Raw genomic sequence first — 23,647 nt, forward strand, 5'->3', positions numbered from 1 at the left:
TTTTTCTTTTAGTCCTTTTATTTAGAATACCCGGAAAGTGACAGAAGAGGGATAAAATGGCATCAGCCAAATACAGTTAATGCCTAAGCCTGCAATATAATCTAGGCGATCGATCAGTCCCTCAAAGTCTCCTATGCCATCGCCGTTACCATCCATAAACGTTTCAACATCAATGCAATAGATGACAGCACTTTTATACCAGAGGTTTAGCATAATACTTACAGCGATCGTTTTCGCCATCGTATCTTTTTTTGGTTTTTCTTAAATATCTGTCGATAGAGTTAGATTTGCTGGTGTTGCTGAATCAAAAGATAATTCTTGTGGGGGAGCCACTGCATTGCGGTGAATCCAGGGCTGTAAGCGGGTTTCCCGCCGTAGGCTACTGGTGTTCGCGTAGCGTCTCCTGAAGGGAGATTCCCGACGCTCGAGTACTCGCTCTAAGCGTACTTACAGAGAAGCAAGCTACGCATAGCGTCTCTAAAAGTTACCATACCGCAGGCTTTACGCTGCACCATCCGTTGTAGCAAGTGAAATCCCACTACACCACTGCTCAATGGCTTTACAGCCTGCAATTTTTATTTTTTTCATGGCTTTCAGCTGAACAGATTTATCCCGACACTTGACATTATGTAAATTACATACTACATTTGTAGTATCAAAGAACAGCCTCCTCAAAAGCATTGCAATAATGCTTTCTTGGGTCTGTAGCTCTAACGGTAGAGTTCCCAGATGTCACTTGTGCCCTAACAGAAAAAGCTTACATACTAGCTCAATAGATAGAGCGATCGTCTCTAAAACGATAAGTTGCAGGTGCGATTCCTGCGGTGTAACCACAGCTTTTTCAACTCGCATGAGGTGTGAGTGTAACTCTCACAGGGAGGGTATCGGTTCAATCCCGATCAGATCCACTAATATCAATTCGTAATTAAAACAAGAGGTGATTGTAATGGTTCATATTCGATTTGAAGGACGTTCTGTTGATGTGCCAAAAACCCAATTGGGAATTGCAGCAGGGATGAATGATGCAGCAGTGAAGGAGCGGGTTGCTCGACATTTAGATGTAAATAGCGATCGCCTTTCTGCTTACGTAATCGATCGCCGTCCTAGTGGCGATCTGATCGTCCGCCCTGAAGCTGTCTATGGTTAAGTTTCCAAGTCATCCGTGCCCTAACAGAAGAAGCATACATACACATTGATAACGGCCCTAAGGTAGTAAAGTTCGAGCGATCGAATAAGCGAAGCATGATTTTTAAGTCTCTCGCAGATTTAGCGTGCGTGCCCACTGCCAATATTTGGTAAGAGCGACCGTAGCTGTAAAAAGCTTCTTGAACTTGCACGGAATGATTTAAAACTTAATTCCGCGCCCTAACTTGTAAAGCCTACACACACTATCCGGCAACGGAATGCAGGTTCGATTCCTGCCGCTCCCTTTGATGGGAGCGTAGCCAAATTGGTAAAGGCAACTGTGAAAACTGCTTTGCTAACTTGTGCGGAATTTCAATTATTTGAATTGTATTTATCTATAACCTGTACTCAATACGGAGGTGAGTTCAATGATGTTAGCCAACTCATGTTTAATAACAACTCAATTAGAAAAACTGCATTTAAACAACGTGAGATATGAGCGAACATCGTTTGAGCGAGATTGTAATTGAGCGTCCTCGCGGTGGAAGGAGAATTAGCCTCAAAAAGGTGACTGGCTTTAAGAAGCAATTATACAAGATCACCCAGGATGCAATTCAGGATGGATTGTTGAATCCCTACCTAATTAAACCAATAAATAAATCTAAGTATCTTTCAGACCATCTCGGCCCTCTGCGTCGGTTTTTGCGTTCAAAAGTCGGACAGCCTTGGAATGAAGTTTACAGTCAACTGTGTCAACGATTAGATTCCAGCACAATGGCAGGACAGCATGTTATCGATCATGTGTGGGACTACGTTGAACGGCATGTAGAAATAATTGATGGTGGTTTTTATCGCAAGCCTTACCAAGGGTATCGAACTAAGTTAGATGCAAACCATCGCGATCGCTTCTATATCCATCCTGAAACTGGAATTCTTTGTGCAGCCGAGAAAATACCTCGAAAGCAAAAGCAAAAGCAGGAACAAACTGATATTGTCATCATTGATAATTATCATCAATACCAGAAGCTAAACGAAATTTGGTATTTAATTACCTTTGAAGATTTGCCATCGCCACCCACTCATTATGTGAAGGATGCTGTCAAAGGTATAATTCATCATTCTGTGGCATATACAGGTCGAAAGATTTACGCTGTTAAGAAACAGCAGTGTAACAAGAAAGAAATTCGATTTATTTTAAATCAACTTTCTAAAATCTAAATTTTTCACTTCGTGCCCTAACTGAAAAAGCTTACATACTAGCCGAATGGTAAGGCACTTGACTTTTAATCAAGCAACTACGGGTTCAAATCCCGTGTGTGAATCAACAGCTTTTTCGACTTGCACGAAGCGATTTTATTTCATTTAAATATGGAGGTGAGTACGATGAAAAAGATTAATTCTTTCAACATCGAGCCTGAAGATTTCGACGAATTTGACGATTTCTGCTTTTGAACCATCGAGCAAACGTCGTCGTGGCTACCCATCTGAAAAAGCTGTTAAACGCGGCGATCGCCTTGTTCATGGCGACAAGGAACTAGAAGAAAAGCTTGGTAACAATGACCTTTGTCTTTGTGGTTCTGGTCGCTGCTTTCAAAAAGTGCTGTCGTAATAGCGGCAGATATGATGGCAGTTTACGCAGCTACTACTTTTAGGGAGTAAGAGCAAATTCGATAATTTTCCGCTCATTACCCAGTCCCTAATCCCTAGACCTCTTGCAAAAGTCACTTTTGCTTTCCGGTTGGGGAAAGGGTAAGAGAAAATTCCATCCCTTTCCCCTTTACCCCTTACCCTTTCCCCTATTTCTGCAAGAAGTCTCCTAATCCCCAGTCCCTTTTACTTGGCAGTTGTTGCCGCGCCCCGATCGCAGAAGCTTACATAACTCTGCATAAGTTATATCCAATGCTTCCACAACTTGCGCGGTGACTTTATCGCCCCGCGTGCAACATCTGCCTCCTGCAATTTCGGATTTTGGGTTGCAATCTAAAATCCAAAATCCAAAATCCAAAATTCTTAGAGGAGGTTCATAATGAATACCGCAGAACGTGACCTGCGTTTGGAAATGCTCAACAGTTTGCTAACAACTCCTCACCGCAAACTTGAGCAAGTCGCAGAAATTCATCAGTTAATTGTTGAACTCGATCCCATCTTCTACGGACACCTGGCAGTTTGGTATCAGCGTTATGGTGATGTCCGCGACCACAAGGAGGTGTTTGTTGCTCATTTGTTAACTAGCAATTTGACTGAACACCGAGATGCTGGATTTATGATGCTGCAAGAGTTTCCACCCTATCAGGTGGCTCGTGTAGTGGACTTCATGAAGCAACAGCAGAATAAACTGCCTCGTTCGGCTCGGACTGCGGTACGGCGTTACTTGAAGGTACGGGAAAGCAATCCGGCTCTGTTCGATCGCGCCGCTTTGCGAGGTCGTAAGGCAATGAAGCACTTATATGCTTCACTGCACATCAAGCCAAATGAACGGGCAAATGCGATTCTATTTGGCGATACTCCTCCAGAGGGTTCCTTAGCAAATGTGCTCAAGCAGCTTGCTAAGGCAGAAAATGCTGCAGAACAGGCACGGCTGATTGTGGAGTTCAAAATTCCCTACACGATCGCAATTGGTGCGATCAAGCAACTTACACCAGTTGTATTGGTGGCGTTAATCAATAGCATGTCTCCCCAAGAAGCTATCAATAACCTCAAGTCTCTCCAGACTAGAGGTGCAATGGATCATCCAGAAGTCAAGAAGCTGATTGATTCTAAGCTGGAGTTAGCGTCTAAGAGTGGGCGTGTCTCAGCATTCAAAGCACAGATTGCCACAGACGCAGGAGATTTTGACGCAGACACCGTTGCCCAACTGGAAAAGGTGACTAACGAACAAGTAAAGCGGCGTGGTGCGATCGCTCGTCCAACTGCTTTATTAGTAGATAAGTCTGGTTCAATGGAAAATGCGATCGCGATCGGCAAGCAACTCGCTGCCCTAATCTCTGGTATCACTCAGGCAGAACTGTTTGTCTACGCCTTTGACACCATTCCTTACGCTGTTACAGCAAAGGGCAAGGAGTTGAGCGACTGGGAGCGTGCCTTCCAGCACATTAAGGCAGGCGGTGGTACTAGTATCGGTTGTGCATTGGAAGCAATGCGGAAGAAGAAGCAGGTAGTTGACCAGATAATTTTGGTGACGGATGAGGGCGAAAATGCTGCTCCTTACTTTGGTGAAGTCTACAAGAACTACTGCCGGGAGTTGGCGATAATGTCCAATGTGGTGATTGTCCGTGTGGGTACTCATTACAACTGGGTGGAGAGTCAATTGAAGCAGCAGCAAGCACCTGTAGATACGTTTACTTTTGCGGGTGACTACTACAGTTTGCCGAATATCGTCCCACTCCTGACGCGTCCCTCTCGTCTAGATTTGCTGATGGAGATTTTGGATATGCCGTTGCCTGTGCGAGAAGATAAGTGAGGTTAGAATATGGCATTGCTTATTGTTAATGTCGATAAGCAGTGCTAATTTAGTAGCTAAAACTTCAAATTGAAAAGGCAAAGATATGGAGATTGAGAAACAGTTTAGTTTTGTTGGAAATTTGAAGAAACTGCATGAAGAAGATAATCAGCCAATTGAGAATTTAATTGCTATTATTCACTGTTATACCAATGGAAATATTTATCTTGAGATTGATTCAGATATAAATGAAAAACTAAATAATAAAAAATTTTATGAATCTGCACCAATATATAAAGTTAAAACACCTTCAAGCATAGATCAGGAAATATCTAAGGCTTTGTTGTTCCAATTAGATGAACTTGAAAAAGAATTAGTTCACACTCCCTATGAAGGTGATTATATAATTCAAGGAAGAACGTTTGAAAACTGGTTTATCAAAGCAAATATAGCAGATACAAGCTTTACTGTTAGTTTTGGTGGTAATATTGATAATAAAGAAGCCGCAAAAAACACTCAAAAATATTTAGTCAGATTAAGTAATTTGCATATTGACTATAATCCTCAAGTTATTAGAGGAAAAGCATTAGAATCTATTTATGGACTTTCTAATTTAGAAGTACGATGCAATTTTTCAACTGATTTTCTGGATTCTCAACATGAATTCAGCCTTATCTCAGTATATAGAGGTAAGAAGGAAGCTGAAATTTTAAGCGCTGAGATTAAATTTAGAGTTTTAGATGAAGAGAATGCTGAAGAAATATCATATAATACGTATTTTGCTTGGTTTGAACTATTAATTTCATTTGCAATTGGAAAATGTATAAAAAATATTTATAGAGTTGAAACATCCCAAGGAGTTAGTGGGCAGAAAAAAATAGAGTTTTGGTCTGGAGATCAAGTGTTCATAAAAGGTAGCGGAATTGCTGTAATCCAGCAACCTCATTTGCATTTGTTTATTAAACAATGTGCTTCAAAAGTAACATTGGCCAACTTCAGTGATAAAGGACTAGGCTCTGCTTTACGTTGGTATGTTGAGGCATTTACTAGCAACACAGTTTCGGTGGAGTTTATGCTATTATGTACAGTCTTAGAAACACTCAATAAACATCACTCATCTAATTTTAGCAGTAAACTTATTCCTACATCTATGTATCAAAAGATTAGGGAGCAAATTTTAAGTGTTATAGGTCAATACGAAAAAGATATTAATGATGAAAATATTTTAGAAAAGTATCATATATTCAAAACCAAGGTGGAGAAATCATTTGCTGATGGCTCATTCAATCAAGTGGGGAGCCTCAGAACAAGTCTTAAACAAATGCTGGAATTTTATAAAGTTCCCTATAAAGACTTATTTCCAGAGCTTGAATTCATAAAAATTAGAGACAAAATTATTCATCAAGGTTTCGGTGGCTTGTACATTGCACCAGAACTTCGTAAACTTGCAAATCTTATAGTTCGTTTAATTCTCTCTATACTTAAATATCAAGGTGCTTACATTGAGTCGAGGAGAATAGAAATTAAGGATGAAATGGGTTGTAGTAAGCATGGTCTTACCTACAAAACTTTTCCTTTTCAAGATGAGTGCTAATTACAAAAACTATTCTGGATTTACATTTGTAAGTAATTATGTAATAAGTGTAATACCATTGATTTTGGCGATCGCACTACTGTAAAATCTCTGTTTTCATCTCTTCCAATTTTATGTAGTATATTGTATTATATTAATATCCTGCGTGCCCCAACTCTTGGAGCCTACATACTAGTACGAGAGGAACGGTACACTGTCAAATACAGTGGGCGTGTGTGAACGGGGAGTACGAAGAACCTGGGAGGTAGGCTTAAAAGTAGCCATCCTTAAAAGAGTGTGTAACAACTCACCAGCGGAGTCCCTCTAGTAACTGAGAACACGCAATGCTCCACCAACTTGCACGCAGGAATTTTACTACTTTCTAAGTAGGAGGCTATTGATTAACAAAATTAAAATTCACTTCAAGTTTTTGACTTTAATACTTCTATAGCTTTAAATCCTCCTATAGTCTGACCTAAAAATATCATGGGAACAATCAAGCTAAACGGTTTACCAGTTTGAATCATATTGAAAATGCCAGTTAACACATTTAGCGACATCAATCCTACTGCAATACCTAGTGCAATTTTTGATTTACGTTGTACAAAAAAACCTAGAACTAAATAGAGTAAACCAATAAATAAAGAACAAAAAACCAATATTAAATAATCGGGTAATCGACTACCAGCAACAAAGAATATTATGCTTAGAAAAATACTCAAAACTCCAATTGCGTAAACTGCACGGTAAGCAGATGCTAACTTTTTTCGGGACTCTGATATTTGTTGTATTTGGGTAGTCATTATTTTTCTATTTTTTGGGTTTACTGTCAGATAAATATGTTTTTTTATATACTCTGTTTTTGAGAAAATCTTGGGTAATTATGCGTAAATAGAGATAATAATGATGACTGACATCCGTAAGCTAATCAACCAAATTGCGATCGCAGAAGCACACTTATATACCACCCAATTCCTAGCGCCCTGTGTCAAAGGTGGACGAGTTCGCACACGGGTAGCCGGGATGATCTACACCTTCAGTCCAAAGCCTAGTAAATTTCAAGGTTGGGGCATCTTTCAGGCTGTGGATGAAAAAACAGCAACAGTTATAGAAGAAGCAGACTTACCCCAAATTGGGGAATACCTGCAACAGTTTCCCCAAATACGACTGCGGTTAGCACACCAACTGCAAAAACAAACTTGGTTAGCATACCCCGTGAATGAAGTAGATATGCGTCAACGGTTGAAGGTAGTTAAGCCGATCGCAATCCACTTAGTTACCGAGGGTATCGCCTTTGAGCAAATCATTGCTCGATGGAATGGGCATTCATGCTGGTTCGAGGAAGTAGATCGCCGTACCGATCCGGTAATTGTTGAAACTCTGCAATCTGCTGTTAAACAACTCATTCCTGCTGAAGAATTACAGTTTAAGGGTATCACTCCAGAAATCCGCACAGCGTATGAATTAGCAACTCGGCGGATTGAGGGATTTAGTCAACCCCAACAGGATGAAAAGCGATTGAGAAAGGCATTGCAAATCGGTGGCGGTACCTTAAATCAATTCCACGATCGCAGCGACTATTGGACAGTCGATTGGACAACTGCTGATGGTGTTCGTCACAGTAGTGCGATCGCTAAAACTGATTTGACAGTTGTCAGTTCTGGCATTTGCCTAAGTGGACGCGATCGCGATTTTGACTTGCAATCCTTAGTAGCTGTCATAGAACAACAAGAGTAGTTAATTACGAATTACGAATTACGAATTACGAATTACGAATTATTATGAGTGTCTTTTTTCACGAACAGCTTTACCGCACCAATGCTGTGATGACAAAGCTAAAAAACTATCCTGTAACAATTTGTGGCGCTGGAGCATTAGGAGCTAACATAGCAGAAAACCTAGCTCGGTCTGGTTTTGATAAAATGACAGTGATAGATCGCGATCGCATTGAGGAGCGCAATCTTTCAACTCAGCCTTACTACCGTTCTGATGTGGGAGCGTTCAAGGCGAAAATCTTGGCGAACAATTTATATCGAGCAATTGGTACTAAAGTTAATGCCAAAACTCTTGAGTTGACACCAGCAAATACAAATCAATTACTCCAAGACAGCCAGCTAATTGTTGATGTTTTTGACAATAGCGTGGCACGTCAAGCAGTGAAAGATTATGCTGAAAAATTAAACGTACCCTGCCTTCATGCTGGACTAGCAGCTGATTATGCAGAAGTGATTTGGAATGACGTTTATCGCGTTCCTTCCGAAGTTAATGATGATGTCTGTGATTATCCGTTGGCACGAAATCTGGTGATGTTAACCGTTGCTGTGGCGTGTGAAGCGATCGTTTCATTCGTTGCCACAGCAGAACAGCGTAACTTCAGTATCACTCAGAAGGATCTGACTGTTCAATCTCTGTTTTTGTAGATTGCATAGACGTTTGTGATTTTAAGCGTGTTCGCGGTGGGTGTGCCAAATCGTTTAGTAAACTTGCGTTATACCAATTTGAAAAAAGAATGCGACAGATACATACGGACATACCTTTGTTCTGTCTAGCTTCCCTAATTTTGAATTTTGAATACTTCGGCTACGCTCAGTACAAGTTTTGAATTTTGAATTGGTATTATCTCCCTATTCCCCTATATTCAGCAATTTCGCCATCGCCAACCGTTGCAGTTTACCGGTAGCACCACGAGGTAGCTGCTCTAAAATATGAATTTGCTTCGGAACTTTGAAGTCTGCCAGCATAGTTGCACAGTGAGCTAAAAGTTCTTTTTCGCTAGCTTCTGCTTTCAGAACCACAGCTGCGTGGATATCTTCTCCTAAAGATTTGTGGGGAACAGCAAAGGCTAAGGCTTCGGCGACGGTGGGATGGCGTAGCAAGACATCATCCACTTCTAAAGGAGAAATTTTTTCCCCACCCCGGTTAATCAATTCTTTAATCCGTCCAGTCAAGCGGAGGTAGCCGTCTGCATCAACTGTACCCTGATCCCCTGTACGGAACCAACCGTTCACAAAAGCAGTGGCGTTAGCTTCTGGGTTGTTTTCATAGCCATCTATAACGTTGGGTGCTTTTATTACCACCTCGCCCAAGCTTCCTTTAGATAATAGGTTGCCTTCGGAGTCCATAATGCCCACTTCTACGCCAAAGCCATAACCTACAGTACCTAGTTTCCTAACTTTTGGCGGTAGGGGATTGGTGGTCATTAAGTGAGATGCTTCAGTCATGCTGTAAGATTCCACCACAGGAGCATTAAGAGTAGCCTCTAACTGTTCAATGATAATCGGCGGCAAAGAAGCGCTACTAGAACGAATGAAACGAAAGCGGTTTGCTTTGACAATTTCTAGGTTGCGGCTAGCGCGCGCCAAAATTGTCTGGTGCATGGTTGGCGCTGCGGAGTACCAGGTGGGTTTGTAGGTATCTACCAGTTTCCAAAACTCCAAGGCATTAAAACCATTGGGACAAACTAATGTACCACCCGAAGCCAGAGTTGCCAGCAAACAGCCCACTAATCCGTGAACATGGAATAGGGGCATTAGGCATATTGTAGTATCAGCTGCTGTAAGTGAGTAAGCACTAATCAGATTGCCGGCTGAAGCGATTAAGTTGCGATGACGAATCGGCACACGCTTGGGACGACTGGTAGTGCCGCTAGTGTGGAGAATCATCGCTATATCATCAGCGTTGGGGGCTGTGGGATTCGCGGATTCTGCTGGTTTTGAGCCTGTTTTGACTAATTCAAAGCTTAATGTGCCGTCAGTATTTATCTTGGCATTAATCACCATCATATCAGGTGTGACACTAGCAATGGCTGCTTCTGACCCCTCAGACAACGTAATCAGTGCTTTTGCTTGGGTATCTTGGTAGTAAAAGGCAAATTCTTCTTGTTTGTATTTGGGATTTAAGGGTGCAGCAGTGCCACATAAGGCAGCAGCCAAAAAGGTAATCGCCATTGGTGAACCGTTAGTCATGGCAATGGCAATGCGTTCTCCCGGTTTTAATCCAAAGCTGTTGAGTTGAGATACCAGTGCAATAACATTCTCGCGCAATTGCTTATAGGTTAGCGATCGCCCATCAGGCGTAACTAGGGCTGGATGATTGTCTTCCCCTACTAAAAGCTCAAATAAATTCATTAGTTTTTCTTACTTGTAAATATATGATTTAGCTTAAACAAAAAATTGTTACTTAGCTTTGAGTTATGAGAGAGTGCTAAAATGCTGTTATTAACAACAATATTTTAAATATCCTCATAACAATGCTTATGACAGAATTTTGTTATGGAGATCATCCTGTAAAATCATAAAAGTGTACATTGAATAAATTTGTGGATCTGCGCTCAAGCAGATAGAGTTATTAGCATTAATTCTCAAGATGCCTTTGGATTAGTCCTTTGGATCTGACTAGAAGAAATTAGTTCAATAGTTTATATAAATAGCCGTGTACTCAATTTCCAAAACATATTAATAACAATTATGAGTCCCATAAAAATTACTATGTTGGGCGAAAGCTTGGAGCGCCAAGGTGGAATAGTTTCTGTGGAAAAGCTCATTCTTGAAGAAACTACCTCTGATGTTCAAATTAAACACATTACGACTTTACCGAATGGTTCTACTGTCTATAAAGTGTTAGTTTTTTTGCAGGCAATAGGTGAGTTATTTTGGAACTTATTAAACCAAAGAACTGACCTAATTCACATCCATGTTTCAGATAGAGGCAGCGCTTTTCGTCATTCAATTACTACTCTGATTGGTTGGCTATTTCAAAAGCCAGTAATTATTCATACTCATAGTGCTGATTTTCATTTGTTTTACTCAAAACTACCCCAATGGCTTAAGCAGTGGCTAAGTTGGTCGTTTTGTAAATGTACGCGTTTCATCGTTTTATCAGATAGCTGGAAAAAATTCTACATTGAGAATCTTGGCTTGAAATCAGAACAAGTTATTGTTCTGCCTAACCCGGTAAAAATTCCCGCACAAATACCACAGCGAATAGATTCTAAACAGATATTTTTATTATTTTTAGGGCGTATTGGTGAGCGCAAAGGCACTTTTGATTTAATTAAAGCATTTGCTTCTATGCCTGTTGCTCAACAAAGCCAAGCCAAGTTAGTTATAGCCGGGGATGGAGATGTACAACAAGCTCGTAGTTTGCTCCCAACTCTAAATCTTACTGACTACATCACCATTCTTGATTGGGTAGATCGAGAAAAACGCGACGATCTTTTCACTAAAGCTGATGTCTTTGTGTTACCTTCCTACAACGAAGGTTTACCTATGGCACTATTAGAAGCAATGAGTTGGGGTTTGGCAGTTATCACTACCGCAGTAGGAGGAATACCCGAAATAGTTACTCAAAATCAGAATGGTTTATTAGTTAATCCGGGGGATATTCAACAATTGTCAGAAGCAATGCAATCTTTAATTGCAGACGAAAATCTGAGAATATCTTTGGGAAATAATGCACGAGCCAGAGTTAAACACTTGGACATCAACAAATATCTTACATCTTTAAGAGGTATTTATACAGCAGTTATCAATCGATAAGCATCTTGATGAAAGTAGGTTGAACTTACTTACCCTATGTATGAAACACCAAATTCCAAAACGACGTAATTCAGTCTGTATACAAAAATAATACGCGTTACCAAGGTGGGATTTCATTTAATATTAGGAAAATTTAAGGTGGCGATAAAGGTATAATTATTTTGTTGTTTTGATTGTTCTAAACTTGGTATACTGGCTAATAATTGAGGGAGTACAGAAATGAAAAGTTTTCCGGAAATTAAATTATTGGATACAAGATTCCATAAAGTTAAAGTACAAGAATTAGTTGATTATTTAATAGAAGCAGCAAAAAATAAAAAAAAGACAGTTGTAGGACATGTGAATATCAGAGCAATGAATTTCGCTTATGAAAAGTCTTGGTATCGAGATTTTTTGAACAAAGCTGATTTAGTATTTTGTGACGGATTTGGTGTAATGGTAGGAGCTAGATTCAATGGTTATTCAATGCAATCTGCACATCGAATGACAGCACCAGATTACATAGAAGATTTAGTATTAAAGTGCGAACGAGAAAACCTTTCTTTATTTTTGTTAGCTGGAAAACCTGGCGTAGTAGATAAGGCAATTACTAAGTTAGAATCGATTGCGCCTAATTTACGCGTACAGGGACATCATGGTTATTTTGATAAATCAGGAAAAGAGAATGATTTGGTAATAGAAAAAATTAATAAATTCCAACCAGATATTTTATATATTGGTTTTGGTATGCCATTACAAGAACGCTGGATTTTAGATAACTTCAATAAAATTGAAACTACTGTATTTTTACCTTTAGGTGCTTGTCTAGATTTTTATACTGACTCTATATATCGCGGGCCGCGTTGGCTGACTGATAATGGCCTGGAGTGGTTAACACGCTTAATTACTGAACCTACTCGTCTAGCAGACCGTTATATTGTAGGCATTCCATTATTTTTTTATCGCGTAGTTAAAAAGCGAATCGCTCAAGGAATGATAACAAATCGCTAAATAAATTTTTCTAAATTTTGCATTTGTTATAACCATGACTGCCCAAAAGAAGCAAATTGTTTCCCCTACCTCTGCTGCCAAGACTAGAATTAGAATTGATGTGACATTCTTCTAGTAGCCAAAGTGCCAGACTCTCTGCCATTAAGCGATCGCTATCTTGCCTTAATCGATGAAATAGTCGAAACCACCCTCAAGGGCAAAATTAGCTCTGTAGAACAAGTGTATCAAATGCTGCTCAAAGGAATTACTTCCGGTACAGGGGAAGTCTTTGAGCTAGCTTTGAGCGATCGCTTGAATTCCCTGCAAAGCCAAGTAGATAGCGAAAAAGACGAACTCAAGAAAGCCAAGGCGACTCGCTCTTTGAGAGCCATTAAGACTATTCAAAGTCAATGGCAACGCTGGCAAGAGCAAAATAAAGCAACAGAAGCGATCGCCTCCGCAGTTACAGAAATCACCACAGCTCCTGCTGCCGAGCGTCTAGCGACATTTATCCGAGTTACTGACCCGAATCAGAAGTATCCGCTAAATTTACAACAGTTACAGCAGTTGTCCAAGGCATTGCTGCAATTTGCTCAGGCAGATGCTGATTTACAACAATTTTCCGAAGGGATTACCCGTGGTTTAGCTTCTTGGCAGCGATTGCAAGACAACTTGCTCAGTTGGATGTACGAGCAAAAAGAATCTCTGGGGTTTGGCGGTGTACCGGGAGAACGCGGCCCTTGGGCAAGTTGGGCGAAACAACTCAATAGTGAGTTACCCCAAGCACTGCTTCGCACTTTAGCTAGGGAAGAATCCGCAATTGAGTTTGCCGAACGACAGCGTGGTATTACCATCAGAGATTGGGTGGAAATGGCATTAATTTTACAGTTCTTGCAACGGGGACTAATTAGCTGGTTTGACCAACAAGCTTACGATATTAAGGCTGGGCCAAAGTTGTCCATTTCCACTTTTTTGACCTTTGCGGTGATTTGGAGTCAGTTAGCAAGTGGTTTTAGGAGCATTGGGACAATATACAGCGATGCCTGTTCTCAAATCATGCTTCAGATTTTGCGAACCTTTGCCCAGCGTCCGTATTTTCCTTTTTACGGCGGGATTTTTGCCTCTTTTACTGGCACTTATTTACGAGATGCCTTAGATTATTTAGATGAACCGCTGCGACGAGGTGAGGGAACCCAAGAAAAAGCGCGGATTTTGACGCTTTTAGGCTATTCTCAGCGTGCTTTGGGACAATACCAGCGCTCAATTGATTTTCATCAGCAGGCACTAGAGATAGCCAGGAATGCAGGCGATCGCACCTGTGAAATTGCTAATCTCAACCACCTCAGCCGCACCTACGTACAACAGCAAAATTATGCTGAAGCAATTAATCACAGTCAACGAGCATTAATACTGACTCGGCAAGCAGGCGATCGCACAGGAGAAGCAAACGCGCTGGTAAATTTAGGTTACAGCGAAGTCATGCAAGCTCAGGAATTGGAAAACCTAGAACCCGAAACCTATGAAGCCGCAATTAATTATTTGGAACAAGGTTTAAAATTATCAGAAAAATTAGGCGATCTTCAAAGTAAAGCCTTATGTGTCAGCAGCTTAGGAATTGCCTATTTAGTAATTGGACAACATCAAACCGCAATTAAATATCTGGAAGATGGCTTTAAAACAGCGCAAGTTTCCGGTGATTTGTATCTCCAAGGGCGGAACTTAGCTTATTTAGCAGAAGCTTATTATCATCTGCAAAATTCCGAAAAAACTGTTTATACAGGTTGCTTGGGAATGTATCTTTTAGAGCAAATTGCTTCTAATGAGTGGCGTCAAGCAGCAGGATTACTGACAATTTTACAAGGACAAATCGGGGCAGAAGCTTTCCAAAAGTTATTACAGCAACATCGTCCGAAAATGATTGCGGTTATTGGTGTAGATGGTTACGATCACATCCTGCAATTGTTAGAAGAATATAAGGGAGATATGTAAGAAAGTAATTTGATTCAAGTTTTCGGTGTGTTACTACGTTAGTGTAACGCACCGAAAATATACACCATCTTCTAATTATTTACACTTGCTTAACCCTTATTTATTTCCAATTACTCAAGCAATTCTTCAATATTATGCAATTGAACTTCATACTGTTCAATTCGTTGTGCAAGCTCATATTTAGCTTCTGAATCAGTTTTAATATTCCATTCTTTCTTCAAAAATTTTAACTTTTTACGAACATTATCATATTCTTCTTCTAAGTCTTCGCGCTTTTCTTGAATATGCCGTTTTGAAGATATGTTTCGAGTTGTGCTATTAACTAGAACAGCATTTAGCGTGGAAGAATCATCTGGCGCAGAAATAGGATTAGATTCTGTTTTTTTATAGAGAATAGGAGTCAAATATTCAGATAGTCCTGCCATTTGAATTGCTGAACAGCCCAGATGATAAGCAAACTCCATTGATCGACCAGATCCTAGCGCATCATAAAATCCCAAAGCAAAATCTAGAGCCGCTTTATCGGTAATTGATTGCTTCATCCCAATCACGTAGAGAATATGTTGGGCAATTACCTTTGCTTGCTCCTCGGTATAACAACCATTCAACAGAACACAGTTCACCCGATCCGAAAATAACTTAAATAAATCTGCTAAGGCATTGGCAGGAATAAGATGAATATGTCCGGTATCATCTTCAAATACTAATCCTTCCTCTTGCTCAGTTTTTGTTTCTGTAGCAAACTCTTGAGTTATGGTTTCTTTTTGTTCTAATATCTTGTCGTGTTTGCGATGTCCAGCAAAATGAACAATCTGAGGATTGCATTCTAGCAGAGCCAGTTGAATATCTCTAGGACGTACCGCCCATCGTTGCTCAAATTTGAAGCGATCGCGATGTCGCGCTCTTAGTAACCCATCACTAATATCTCGCGCTTCTTGCTCTAAACGCGACTGAGAGCTTACTACTGGATTTGCTGCTAAAAATAAAATAGTTAGGGCAGATGACTCAGCCATACTTAAATGATGACGTACAGATTAAAAAGGTGTTTGAGCAAGGATTATGAGTTGTACACAGAGTTAAGTGAAGCAATGATTTATGGCTCATTGATTCGTCTGATGGTCAAGCGAATGGCATCTTAAGCTTTTGTTTACGAATCACCTCTTATACAGAAATTTTCTCCTATATTTACCCTAAATAGAATCTTTACGTATATACTTTGCTGTGAGGCAAAATTTTTCTGGATAACATAATTAAATGAAAATTTTCTGAATATCATTACTCGATTGCAACGCCCCAAAAATTGCTATAACAAGTTACTCAACACTCAAAGAAGTCCTGCTGATTCATATAATCGTTTGAGCATTGCTGAAATCTTGGTGCCATAATCTAAATCTGCTGACCATCGCCCTGATAGCTGATCGATTAATGGCGCAATCCCGCGTGTGACAAAACGAAACCTGGGATCTACTACTTCCTGTACCAAAGGTTCTAAACTAGCGTAAGCTTTCAAATGTTGAACGTGCGCCCTAACTCCAATTCTCGCACTTGGGAAAGACGCAGCCTCCGAACCGCCACCGATCGCACCTAAGCCTGCAAAGTTATTTTGCTCAGGTTTAATATCACCACCAAACCGTAAAAATCCTGTTTCTACACACATTTGGCAAAAGGCAATATCATAGTTTACTCCCTCTATACCTGCTTCTTCTCGATAAAGTTTGGGGATATCAGGAAACTTTGTTATGGCATTTTCATTATTATTTCTCAAAAATAATTGTAACTGGACTTCGGAAGTATTACCGTTCGACATTACCCGCGAAAATTGACCGGGGCAAACCATCAAATTCGAGCGCAAACTAACAGTACGCGTCGCCGCATCCCAATTAACTGCAACATTAAAATCTCGCAGTTCGATTGCTTTGACATAAACTACTTTGTGATAGGTAATGCGATTGACATTAGCCGCTTTTGAAAGGTCAATTCGGAGAAGGTCTACTAAATCAATCGGGATGTAAGCATTACCATTAACTAAAATTCCTTGCTCCGTGTAACTTTGTCCATTAATACTAATATTAATCGGTGGATAATTTGCTTCTGTGGGAATTCCGGGAGTGGGGTCAATTACACGACTCCAAGTCACCAATCCATCGACAATTCCCAAAGCAAAATCGCGGCGACGAGTTTGCAGCAAAGCCCGATCCTCTGGATTGCTGAGAAACCCCACTTGCATCACCAAAGCTGGCAACGTTGTCTGACGACAGAATGCTAAACTACCCAATCCACTATCTGTATCTGGCCTGACTCCCCGATTCGGTAATTGGGGTACGCGGCGCAATAACCCCACTAGCAATTGTTCGGCATTACTCTTGCGATCGCTATTATTAGTAATGTAGAAAACGCTAGCCCCACGCACAGAAGGGCTGTTAGCCGCATTAGCTGCAATTTCTAGGGCGACATCACCCCGGCGGCCGCGGGAATTGATCCAGGTGATAGTTTGGGCGGCGCTCAAGTCATCAGGAACCGCCAAAATTTCCAAACTCCGCGCTCTCAGTTCCGTAACAATCAAATCCCGCAGTAGAATCATTTCTTTTGCTTCAGTTGTACCACCTGCGATCGCACCTTGATCTATTCCTCCCGCTTCTTTGCCTCCATGAGCTGCTGATATAAAAATACGCCCCATTTTCAGTATTTCCTCTGATAAAATTAAGTCTAAGCAATTCTATACATCATTCTTGGTCTAGCAACAAGAATATAATAGCGATCAGAAGTCTAAAGTCATTTATCCTTTGTTATTTCTCCAAAGTTAATGGCGAGGGACTGGGGACTAGGGACTAGATGCTGGGTAATAGCTATGGGTAAACATTTCGATCCCCAATGCCCAATTCCCAATTCCCAATTCCCAATTCCCAATCCCCAATCCCCAATCCCCAATAAATTATGCAAATCCCCCGCTTGCACCCAGACACAATTGAGGAAGTTAAACTACGGGCTGATATTGTAGATGTCGTCTCGGAATACGTAGTTTTACGCAAACGAGGAAAGGATTTTGTCGGTTTGTGCCCCTTCCATGATGAGAAATCTCCCAGTTTCACCGTTAGTCAAACCAAGCAAATGTATTATTGCTTTGGCTGTCAAGCTGGAGGAAATGCGATTAAGTTTGTCATGGAGTTGGGAAAGCGTTCTTTTGCTGATGTGGTACTGGATTTAGCACGGCGTTACCAAGTACCCGTGCAAACTCTCGAACCCGAACAACGCCAAGAATTACAGCGTCAGCTATCTTTGCGCGAGCAGTTATATGAAGTTCTCGCTTCTTCAGCACAGTTTTATCAACACGCCTTGAGACAATCCCAAGGACAAAAAGCACTTCAATATTTGCAATCTAACCGCCAACTCAAAAAAGAAACTATACAGCAATTTGGTTTAGGTTATGCCCCCGCAGGTTGGGAAACTCTTTATCGTTATTTAGTGGATGATAAATATTACCCAGTGCAAATACTGGAAAAAGCGGGATTGATTAAGCCACGCCGGGAAGGTGGAGGGTATTATGATGTATTTCGCGATCGCTTGATGATTCCCATCCGTGATGTCCAAGGGCGCGTCATTGCCTTTGGTGGAAGAACTTTGACTGATGAGCAGCCTAAATATTTGAATTCACCCGAAACCGAACTTTTTAGTAAAGGTAAAACCTTATTCGCCCTCGATCGAGCCAAAGATGGTATTTCTAAACTCGATCGAGCCGTGGTGGTGGAAGGATATTTTGATGCGATCGCTCTCCACGCCGCTAGTATTAATAATGCCGTCGCCTCACTCGGTACAGCTTTAAGCTTAGAACAAGTCCGGTTAATATTACGCTACACCGAATCGAAACAATTAATACTCAACTTTGATGCTGATAAAGCTGGAATCAATGCCGCAGAACGGGCGATTGGTGAAATTGCCGAACTAGCATACAACGGCGAAGTTCAGCTAAAAATTCTCAATTTACCCGATGGCAAAGATGCTGATGAATATTTGCATAGTCACACTCCAGAAGATTATGGAGAACTGCTAAAAAATGCGCCACTTTGGCTAGACTGGCAGATTCAGCAAATTATTCAAGACCGAGACTTAAAACAGGCTACTGATTTTCAGCAAGTAACTCAGCAGATGGTAAAGCTGCTAAAGCGAATTGAAGCTAGCGAAATACGTAAACATTATGTCGCCCACTGTGCCCAAATACTTAGCTTAGGTGACGCTGGACTTGTACGTTTGCGAGAAGAGAATCTAGAAACTCAACTGGTTGGTAATGCCAGCGTTAAGAGACAACAAAAACCGATCACAGCGAACGTAAAGAACTATCTTTCTCAGCAATCTCCAGCACCTCCCCCTGAGCGCAGTCTTTTAGAACACGCAGAGGCATTATTGCTTAAAATTTACCTCCATTGTCCCGAACAACGTCAAGCAATTATTGACGAATTAGAAACACGAAATTTAGAATTTAGCCTTTCTCATCACCGCTTTTTATGGCAAAATATATTGGAGTCAACGGCTAAAGAAGTAGATTTAATATCAAATTTGCAAGATAGATACCTAGAATTAGTTGAAGACTTTGGATTAGTATCTAATTTGTTTCATCTGAACGAGAAAAGCCAGAAAGATATATTGCGTACCGCTCAAGTGATCCAAGCAACGCTTGCTTGTCTAGAGCGGGTGATGCGGGAAAAACGCTCTCGCCACTTCCAAAAACTTTGGGAAAAAATTGATCCAAAGGCAGAGCCAGAGCGAGATAAATATTATAGTGAGGCTTTCACTGCTGAACAAAGGCGGCTTCAGGAACTAGACCGTCAGCGAAAATTCTCCATCACAGAGCTGTTGTAGCCCTGCACTCACGCTCAACCTAAATCTTGATTAGTAGGGGCGCAAGGCCTTGCGCCTCTACTAATCAAGCCTTGCGCCCCTACTTCTAAAGTGGTTGTATCCCTAGCAAAGTTGGTAAACTTAGAGAGGCGAGGTGTTGATAAGCTCGATCTATGACCCGCTTACCTCTCAGAAAGCCTGTATTAGCTCCAGGACAAATATACTGGAGAGTTTCTGGTGTAAAACGTTCTAACAATAATCGAAGACTCTGAATTTGCCTTGGCCAGTGAAAGGTTTTAGCTGTCCGTAATGGTACTGCTTGACCGTGCTGGCTAGGGAGTAAATGGCGACCGGAAAATAATATACCCCCAAGTTCGCTGTAGTAGAGACAAGATGAGCCGGGAGAATGCCCTGGTGTCCAAATCACTTGCATAGCTGGATCGAGAGTAAATTCTTGTCTAAAGGTAGTTACGGTTAAGCCTGGTAATAAATACGCTTCTTGCTCTTGAATCAGCACCTCGCAGCCAAAAGCTTGTTGAAATTCAGCAGTCTTGCCAATAGCACCGCGATGGGTGAGAAATAACCAACGCACGCCTCCATGCGCTGCTAAAAAATCTTGATTTGTTTTTTCTAGTGCAGGGCAATCTATGAGGATATTGCCTTCATTTCTTACAATAAAATAAGAGGTTCCCCCTAATGTGTCCCGATTGGGTGGAAAGGCAAAAATGCTCTCTTGTGCGAAGTCCGATTGCAGAGAACCTCCGCTCGGAACTTTGTCCGGGAAGACAGCCCGTGGTGGCTTAGTTGTATGATTTGGCTGTTGAGGTAAAGGGCACATAATCAAAGAACCGAAACTGAGGAGTTGTGGACAATCTGGTTACAGTGTGGAAATTCTTAAGATTGAACTGGGAATTGGTAGACTTGTACTAAGCGAACGCGAGTGCGTCTCCAAGAGTTGCCGTAAAGCCTGCGGCATAGCTACGCTTCGGGCGCAGCCTCTCCAAGAGTTGTATTGGCAACTAGGGACTGGGGAAGATTTGAATGGAGATTGGTACGCCAACCAAATTTTAAAAGAATTTCTTCCCCAATACCCAGTACCCAGTCCCCAGTACCCAATACTCAATACCCAGTCTCCTGTTAACCGTTGTGAAAAAAATTGGGATTTGAGGTCTGCCTTGTAGTTAATGCTATGGTGCTAAAGCTACTGGTGGGGCGTTTTGTCAAAATTACTGAAGAGAACATGGCATTTTGGTTTCTGTTTATCCTCCTACTGGGACTAGCTACTTATCTAATGGTGCAGCGCAGCGTTGCTCACATCACCCGCACACCAGTATGGTTGTTGTGGCTGGTTTTAATGACACCAGCATTTCTGTTGAGTGGATGGACGCTAATCTACGGAGCGAAACAACCTCCACCGCCAGAGCTGATCCTCTGGTCGGTATTTTTCTGCACAGTATTGTACTGGGTGTTGTTTCAATGGGGGCGTCAAGTACCAAGAGATACACAGACCGACGAAGCCCAAACCCCAGCCTCAGAATCACAACCGACTATCCAGCCTACCCCAGAACCAATAGTGCGTCCCATTGAACCAGCGGAAGAAACCCAACTACGAAATTGTTTTCCTTGGTCTGTATACTACGTTCAAAATATTGAGTATCGACCCCAATCTGTGATTTGCCGGGGTCAGTTGCGAACTAAAGCCAGCAACGCTTACCAGCAGATTAAAACTAATATTGAAGCACAATTTGGCGATCGCTTCTTGCTGATTTTTCAAGAAGGCTTTAATGGCAAACCTTTCTTTGTCCTAGTTCCCAATACTCAAGCTGCTAAACAGACAGATACACCACGACGCAACCAGGAACGGTTAACTCGACCAGGATTAGCGCTGATGCTGCTAGTAGCTACTTTGATTACTACTACCTTGGTGGGACTGCAAAATGCTGGTGTTACTCTGCCGCCTATCTGGCAAATCGGATCTTTATTCAAACTTCTATCTAACCCAGATGTCCTATTCAAAGGATTGCCTTATGCTTTAGGACTGATGGCTATTTTGGGCACTCACGAACTTGGGCATTATTTAACAGCTAGATTCTACAAGATTCGCTCGACGTTGCCTTACTTTATTCCCGTACCTTTCTTTTTGGGAACATTTGGCGCATTTATTCAGATGCGTAGTCCTATTCCCAACCGCAAAGCTTTATTTGATATTAGTATCGCTGGGCCAATTGCAGGTTTTGTTGTCACCTTGCCATTACTAATATGGGGCTTGGCCCATTCTGATATAGTTTCCCTGACTGAAAAAACTCGACTTTTAAATCCTGATGCACTCAATCCCAAGTATTCCATTTTACTGGCTATACTCTCGAAGTTAGCTTTGGGAAGTCAGTTAACGGCAAAATCAGCCCTCGATCTGCATCCAGTTGCAGTAGCAGGTTTTTTAGGACTAGTTGTCACAGCGTTAAATTTAATGCCTGTGGGACAATTAGATGGAGGTCATATTGTCCATGCGATGTTTGGACAACGAACTGCAATCGTAATTGGTCAAATTGCTCGCGTGTTGTTGCTATTACTTTCTTTAGTTCGGGAAGAATTTTTGGTGTGGGCGATTATCCTATTATTTATGCCGTTGATTGATGAACCTGCACTGAATGATGTTACTGAATTGGATAACAAACGTGACGTTTGGGGGTTACTGGCAATGGCTTTGTTGATTGTAATTATTCTGCCATTGCCGCAGGCGATCGCTAACTTTTTGCAAATTTAAAAAAGCAGAATTCAGGAGTCATTCTCAAGCCTTATCGTTTTGCTAATTCTGGAGTCCGCCCCTTTAAGCCAATCATCAATTTCAGCATAAATACTTTTAATACAGGTACTCGCTGCAAGAACCATAAACCTAAGCGACGAACCACCACCACAGGTAAGAAATTATTAGAAAACATCCGATCTAACAAATCGGTGAAACCTAAAATTGTCAGATTCTCTAGCTTGCGCCAGCTTTCATAACCTTTGAGAATCTGAATGTCACCAATATCTTTACCCGCTTTGTGCGCTGCTTGAATTACTTGCGCCAAAGCCGCTGCATCCCGAATGCCCAAATTTAAACCTTGTCCGCCGACGGGATGGCAATTGTGCGCCGCATCACCAATTAATGCTAGTCGGGGGAGAACGTAACGATCGCTTTGCATAAGTTGTACTTGAAAAACAAAGCGATCGCCTAATAATTCCAATTTACCCATTTGATCGCCATAGCGGCGGCTTAGTTCTGCCAAAAATTGCTCGTCATTTAAAGCACACAAAGCTTTTGCTTCTTCATGGGGCGCTGTCCAGACAATGCGGCAACGGTTCCCCGGTAAAGGTAAAATCGCAAAGGGGCCGCTAGACCAAAATCTTTCGTAAGCGGTGTTATTGTGGGGCTTTTCTGGTTTGACAAAGGCTACAATGCAAGATTGCCAATATTTCCAGCCCGAAGTTTTGATTCCAGCCGCTTGGCGAATTGGCGATCGCGATCCATCTGCGGCTACAACTAATTTGCTCTTGACTGTCTTTAGTCGATCGGCAATTTTTATATCGATGGTGACTATATGCTGCTGGTATTGCGTATTTACCACTTCCGCCGGACACAAATAAGTCACGTTGGGGCAATTTTGGACGAAATCTTGCAACGGCTGCAACAAAGCTTGGTGTTCCGCCACATAACCCAACTCTGGGGTATTTATATCATCTGTGGTAAATTCCACTACATCGGGATAATCGGCATCCGAAAGACGAACTCGGCAATATTTAGCGATTTGCGGCAACATTTTGTCCCAAACGCCAATTCCTTGATAAATTAGCGACGAAAGCTGATGAACTGCATAAGCTTGTCCCTTCGCTACCGCCACTGATGCGACTTTCGCCTCAATCAGCAAAATACTCAAACCAGAATCTTTTAAAGCAGAGGCTAGAGTTAATCCAATAATCCCACCGCCGACAATTACCAAATCATATTCATATCCTTGCTCATTTGGCGGTGTTAATTGAGGGGAAATTTGCTCAAGCTGCGTTATGGTCATTGTTAAGTTAGATTACAGCATCTTAACTCTTATTTTGACGCGATCGCGCCTTCTTGAGCAAGTTAACAATTCAAAATTTTCTCCATAAGCTAGGTATAAAGCCTGTTTTACTTCTGACTCCTGAATTCTG

At 41.4% G+C, this 23,647-nt stretch carries 20 protein-coding genes, 1 tRNA gene and 1 pseudogene; 15 read left to right on the forward strand and 7 right to left on the reverse strand.

The features are described 5' to 3' along the window. Positions 1 to 21: 21 nt before the first annotated feature. Positions 22 to 240 (reverse strand): alpha-amylase family glycosyl hydrolase, encoded by a 219-nt coding sequence (locus tag RM368_RS02025; protein ID WP_322692496.1) that lies wholly within the window; start codon positions 238 to 240, stop codon positions 22 to 24. 706 nt (positions 241 to 946) lie between these two features. On the opposite strand from RM368_RS02025, the gene RM368_RS02030 reads away from it, so the two are divergent. From RM368_RS02030 to RM368_RS02055, 6 genes are all read left to right on the forward strand, one after another. Continuing rightward, positions 947 to 1,147 (forward strand): hypothetical protein, encoded by a 201-nt coding sequence (locus RM368_RS02030; protein ID WP_322692497.1) that lies wholly within the window; start codon positions 947 to 949, stop codon positions 1,145 to 1,147. Between the two features lie 473 nt (positions 1,148 to 1,620). Further along, a complete protein-coding gene (locus tag RM368_RS02035; RefSeq protein ID WP_322692498.1) occupies positions 1,621 to 2,343 on the forward strand; it encodes a hypothetical protein in 723 nt (240 codons plus the stop codon). 32 nt (positions 2,344 to 2,375) lie between these two features. Continuing rightward, positions 2,376 to 2,444 (forward strand) — tRNA-Lys (locus RM368_RS02040). 113 nt (positions 2,445 to 2,557) lie between these two features. Next, positions 2,558 to 2,734 (forward strand): hypothetical protein, encoded by a 177-nt coding sequence (locus RM368_RS02045; protein WP_322692499.1) that lies wholly within the window; start codon positions 2,558 to 2,560, stop codon positions 2,732 to 2,734. A gap of 417 nt (positions 2,735 to 3,151) precedes the next feature. Continuing rightward, positions 3,152 to 4,585 (forward strand): vWA domain-containing protein, encoded by a 1,434-nt coding sequence (locus RM368_RS02050; RefSeq protein WP_322692500.1) that lies wholly within the window; start codon positions 3,152 to 3,154, stop codon positions 4,583 to 4,585. An 85-nt stretch (positions 4,586 to 4,670) separates the two neighbouring features. Continuing rightward, positions 4,671 to 6,158 carry a hypothetical protein gene (locus RM368_RS02055; RefSeq protein WP_322692501.1) on the forward strand — a complete coding sequence of 496 codons (1,488 nt, stop codon included), beginning with the start codon at positions 4,671 to 4,673 and terminating at the stop codon, positions 6,156 to 6,158. 401 nt (positions 6,159 to 6,559) lie between these two features. Here the strand turns inward: RM368_RS02055 and RM368_RS02060 are convergent, their stop codons facing one another. Then, positions 6,560 to 6,940, reverse strand: a complete 381-nt coding sequence (locus tag RM368_RS02060; protein WP_322692502.1) for a hypothetical protein — start codon at positions 6,938 to 6,940, stop codon at positions 6,560 to 6,562. Between the two features lie 103 nt (positions 6,941 to 7,043). On the opposite strand from RM368_RS02060, the gene RM368_RS02065 reads away from it, so the two are divergent. Continuing rightward, complete coding sequence (locus RM368_RS02065) at positions 7,044 to 7,874, forward strand: hypothetical protein (protein WP_322692634.1); 831 nt, start codon at positions 7,044 to 7,046, stop codon at positions 7,872 to 7,874. A gap of 44 nt (positions 7,875 to 7,918) precedes the next feature. Next, positions 7,919 to 8,557, forward strand: a complete 639-nt coding sequence (locus tag RM368_RS02070; RefSeq protein WP_322692503.1) for a HesA/MoeB/ThiF family protein — start codon at positions 7,919 to 7,921, stop codon at positions 8,555 to 8,557. Positions 8,558 to 8,761: 204 nt separating this feature from the next. Here RM368_RS02070 and RM368_RS02075 read toward each other — a convergent pair whose 3' ends face one another. Beyond that, complete coding sequence (locus RM368_RS02075) at positions 8,762 to 10,264, reverse strand: acyl--CoA ligase (protein WP_322692504.1); 1,503 nt, start codon at positions 10,262 to 10,264, stop codon at positions 8,762 to 8,764. Between the two features lie 339 nt (positions 10,265 to 10,603). On the opposite strand from RM368_RS02075, the gene RM368_RS02080 reads away from it, so the two are divergent. From RM368_RS02080 to RM368_RS02090, 3 genes are all read left to right on the forward strand, one after another. Further along, a complete protein-coding gene (locus tag RM368_RS02080; RefSeq protein ID WP_322692505.1) occupies positions 10,604 to 11,674 on the forward strand; it encodes a glycosyltransferase family 4 protein in 1,071 nt (356 codons plus the stop codon). A gap of 219 nt (positions 11,675 to 11,893) precedes the next feature. Further along, a complete protein-coding gene (locus RM368_RS02085) occupies positions 11,894 to 12,664 on the forward strand; it encodes a WecB/TagA/CpsF family glycosyltransferase (RefSeq protein ID WP_322692506.1) in 771 nt (256 codons plus the stop codon). 123 nt (positions 12,665 to 12,787) lie between these two features. Continuing rightward, positions 12,788 to 14,632, forward strand: coding sequence for a tetratricopeptide repeat protein (locus tag RM368_RS02090; protein WP_322692507.1), 1,845 nt, complete (start codon positions 12,788 to 12,790; stop codon positions 14,630 to 14,632). Between the two features lie 110 nt (positions 14,633 to 14,742). Here the strand turns inward: RM368_RS02090 and RM368_RS02095 are convergent, their stop codons facing one another. After that, on the reverse strand, positions 14,743 to 15,645 hold the full coding sequence (locus RM368_RS02095) for a hypothetical protein (RefSeq protein WP_322692508.1): 903 nt from the start codon (positions 15,643 to 15,645) through the stop codon (positions 14,743 to 14,745). Between the two features lie 27 nt (positions 15,646 to 15,672). Here RM368_RS02095 and RM368_RS02100 point away from each other — a divergent pair. Further along, positions 15,673 to 15,771 (forward strand): annotated as a pseudogene (locus RM368_RS02100) (IS5/IS1182 family transposase); the annotation flags it as partial. Between the two features lie 185 nt (positions 15,772 to 15,956). Here RM368_RS02100 and RM368_RS02105 read toward each other — a convergent pair. Further along, entirely contained in the window at positions 15,957 to 17,309 is a 1,353-nt protein-coding gene (locus RM368_RS02105; protein ID WP_322692509.1) for an N-acetylmuramoyl-L-alanine amidase, read from the reverse strand. A 257-nt stretch (positions 17,310 to 17,566) separates the two neighbouring features. Between RM368_RS02105 and dnaG the strand changes: the two genes are divergently transcribed. Continuing rightward, complete coding sequence (gene dnaG, locus RM368_RS02110; RefSeq protein ID WP_322692510.1) at positions 17,567 to 19,486, forward strand: DNA primase; 1,920 nt, start codon at positions 17,567 to 17,569, stop codon at positions 19,484 to 19,486. An 85-nt stretch (positions 19,487 to 19,571) separates the two neighbouring features. On the opposite strand, the gene RM368_RS02115 is transcribed toward dnaG, so the two are convergent. Then, positions 19,572 to 20,303, reverse strand: coding sequence for an MBL fold metallo-hydrolase (locus tag RM368_RS02115; RefSeq protein WP_322692511.1), 732 nt, complete (start codon positions 20,301 to 20,303; stop codon positions 19,572 to 19,574). Between the two features lie 46 nt (positions 20,304 to 20,349). Here RM368_RS02115 and RM368_RS02120 point away from each other — a divergent pair, with 46 nt between their 5' ends. Both RM368_RS02120 and RM368_RS02125 read left to right on the forward strand, forming a co-directional pair. Next, positions 20,350 to 20,646, forward strand: a complete 297-nt coding sequence (locus tag RM368_RS02120) for a hypothetical protein (protein WP_322692512.1) — start codon at positions 20,350 to 20,352, stop codon at positions 20,644 to 20,646. A gap of 59 nt (positions 20,647 to 20,705) precedes the next feature. Beyond that, positions 20,706 to 22,229, forward strand: coding sequence for a site-2 protease family protein (locus tag RM368_RS02125; RefSeq protein ID WP_322692635.1), 1,524 nt, complete (start codon positions 20,706 to 20,708; stop codon positions 22,227 to 22,229). Positions 22,230 to 22,260: 31 nt separating this feature from the next. Here RM368_RS02125 and RM368_RS02130 read toward each other — a convergent pair whose 3' ends face one another. Then, complete coding sequence (locus RM368_RS02130) at positions 22,261 to 23,517, reverse strand: FAD-dependent hydroxylase (protein WP_322692513.1); 1,257 nt, start codon at positions 23,515 to 23,517, stop codon at positions 22,261 to 22,263. Positions 23,518 to 23,647 lie beyond the last annotated feature (130 nt).

It is taken from the genome of Nostoc sp. DedSLP03 (genome assembly GCF_034530815.1).
Lineage (GTDB): Bacteria > Cyanobacteriota > Cyanobacteriia > Cyanobacteriales > Nostocaceae > Nostoc.

Coding starts and splice junctions, on each gene's coding strand:
- RM368_RS02030 (WP_322692497.1), top strand. CDS start 947: ATGGTTCATATTCGATTTGAAGGACGTTCTGTTGATGTGCCAAAAACC.
- dnaG (WP_322692510.1), top strand. CDS start 17,567: ATGCAAATCCCCCGCTTGCACCCAGACACAATTGAGGAAGTTAAACTA.
- RM368_RS02095 (WP_322692508.1), bottom strand. CDS start 15,645: ATGGCTGAGTCATCTGCCCTAACTATTTTATTTTTAGCAGCAAATCCA.
- RM368_RS02065 (WP_322692634.1), top strand. CDS start 7,044: ATGACTGACATCCGTAAGCTAATCAACCAAATTGCGATCGCAGAAGCA.
- RM368_RS02060 (WP_322692502.1), bottom strand. CDS start 6,940: ATGACTACCCAAATACAACAAATATCAGAGTCCCGAAAAAAGTTAGCA.
- RM368_RS02085 (WP_322692506.1), top strand. CDS start 11,894: ATGAAAAGTTTTCCGGAAATTAAATTATTGGATACAAGATTCCATAAA.
- RM368_RS02105 (WP_322692509.1), bottom strand. CDS start 17,309: ATGGGGCGTATTTTTATATCAGCAGCTCATGGAGGCAAAGAAGCGGGA.
- RM368_RS02055 (WP_322692501.1), top strand. CDS start 4,671: ATGGAGATTGAGAAACAGTTTAGTTTTGTTGGAAATTTGAAGAAACTG.
- RM368_RS02080 (WP_322692505.1), top strand. CDS start 10,604: ATGAGTCCCATAAAAATTACTATGTTGGGCGAAAGCTTGGAGCGCCAA.
- RM368_RS02115 (WP_322692511.1), bottom strand. CDS start 20,303: ATGTGCCCTTTACCTCAACAGCCAAATCATACAACTAAGCCACCACGG.
- RM368_RS02130 (WP_322692513.1), bottom strand. CDS start 23,517: ATGACCATAACGCAGCTTGAGCAAATTTCCCCTCAATTAACACCGCCA.
- RM368_RS02125 (WP_322692635.1), top strand. CDS start 20,706: ATGGCATTTTGGTTTCTGTTTATCCTCCTACTGGGACTAGCTACTTAT.
- RM368_RS02050 (WP_322692500.1), top strand. CDS start 3,152: ATGAATACCGCAGAACGTGACCTGCGTTTGGAAATGCTCAACAGTTTG.
- RM368_RS02070 (WP_322692503.1), top strand. CDS start 7,919: ATGAGTGTCTTTTTTCACGAACAGCTTTACCGCACCAATGCTGTGATG.
- RM368_RS02075 (WP_322692504.1), bottom strand. CDS start 10,264: ATGAATTTATTTGAGCTTTTAGTAGGGGAAGACAATCATCCAGCCCTA.
- RM368_RS02025 (WP_322692496.1), bottom strand. CDS start 240: ATGGCGAAAACGATCGCTGTAAGTATTATGCTAAACCTCTGGTATAAA.
- RM368_RS02035 (WP_322692498.1), top strand. CDS start 1,621: ATGAGCGAACATCGTTTGAGCGAGATTGTAATTGAGCGTCCTCGCGGT.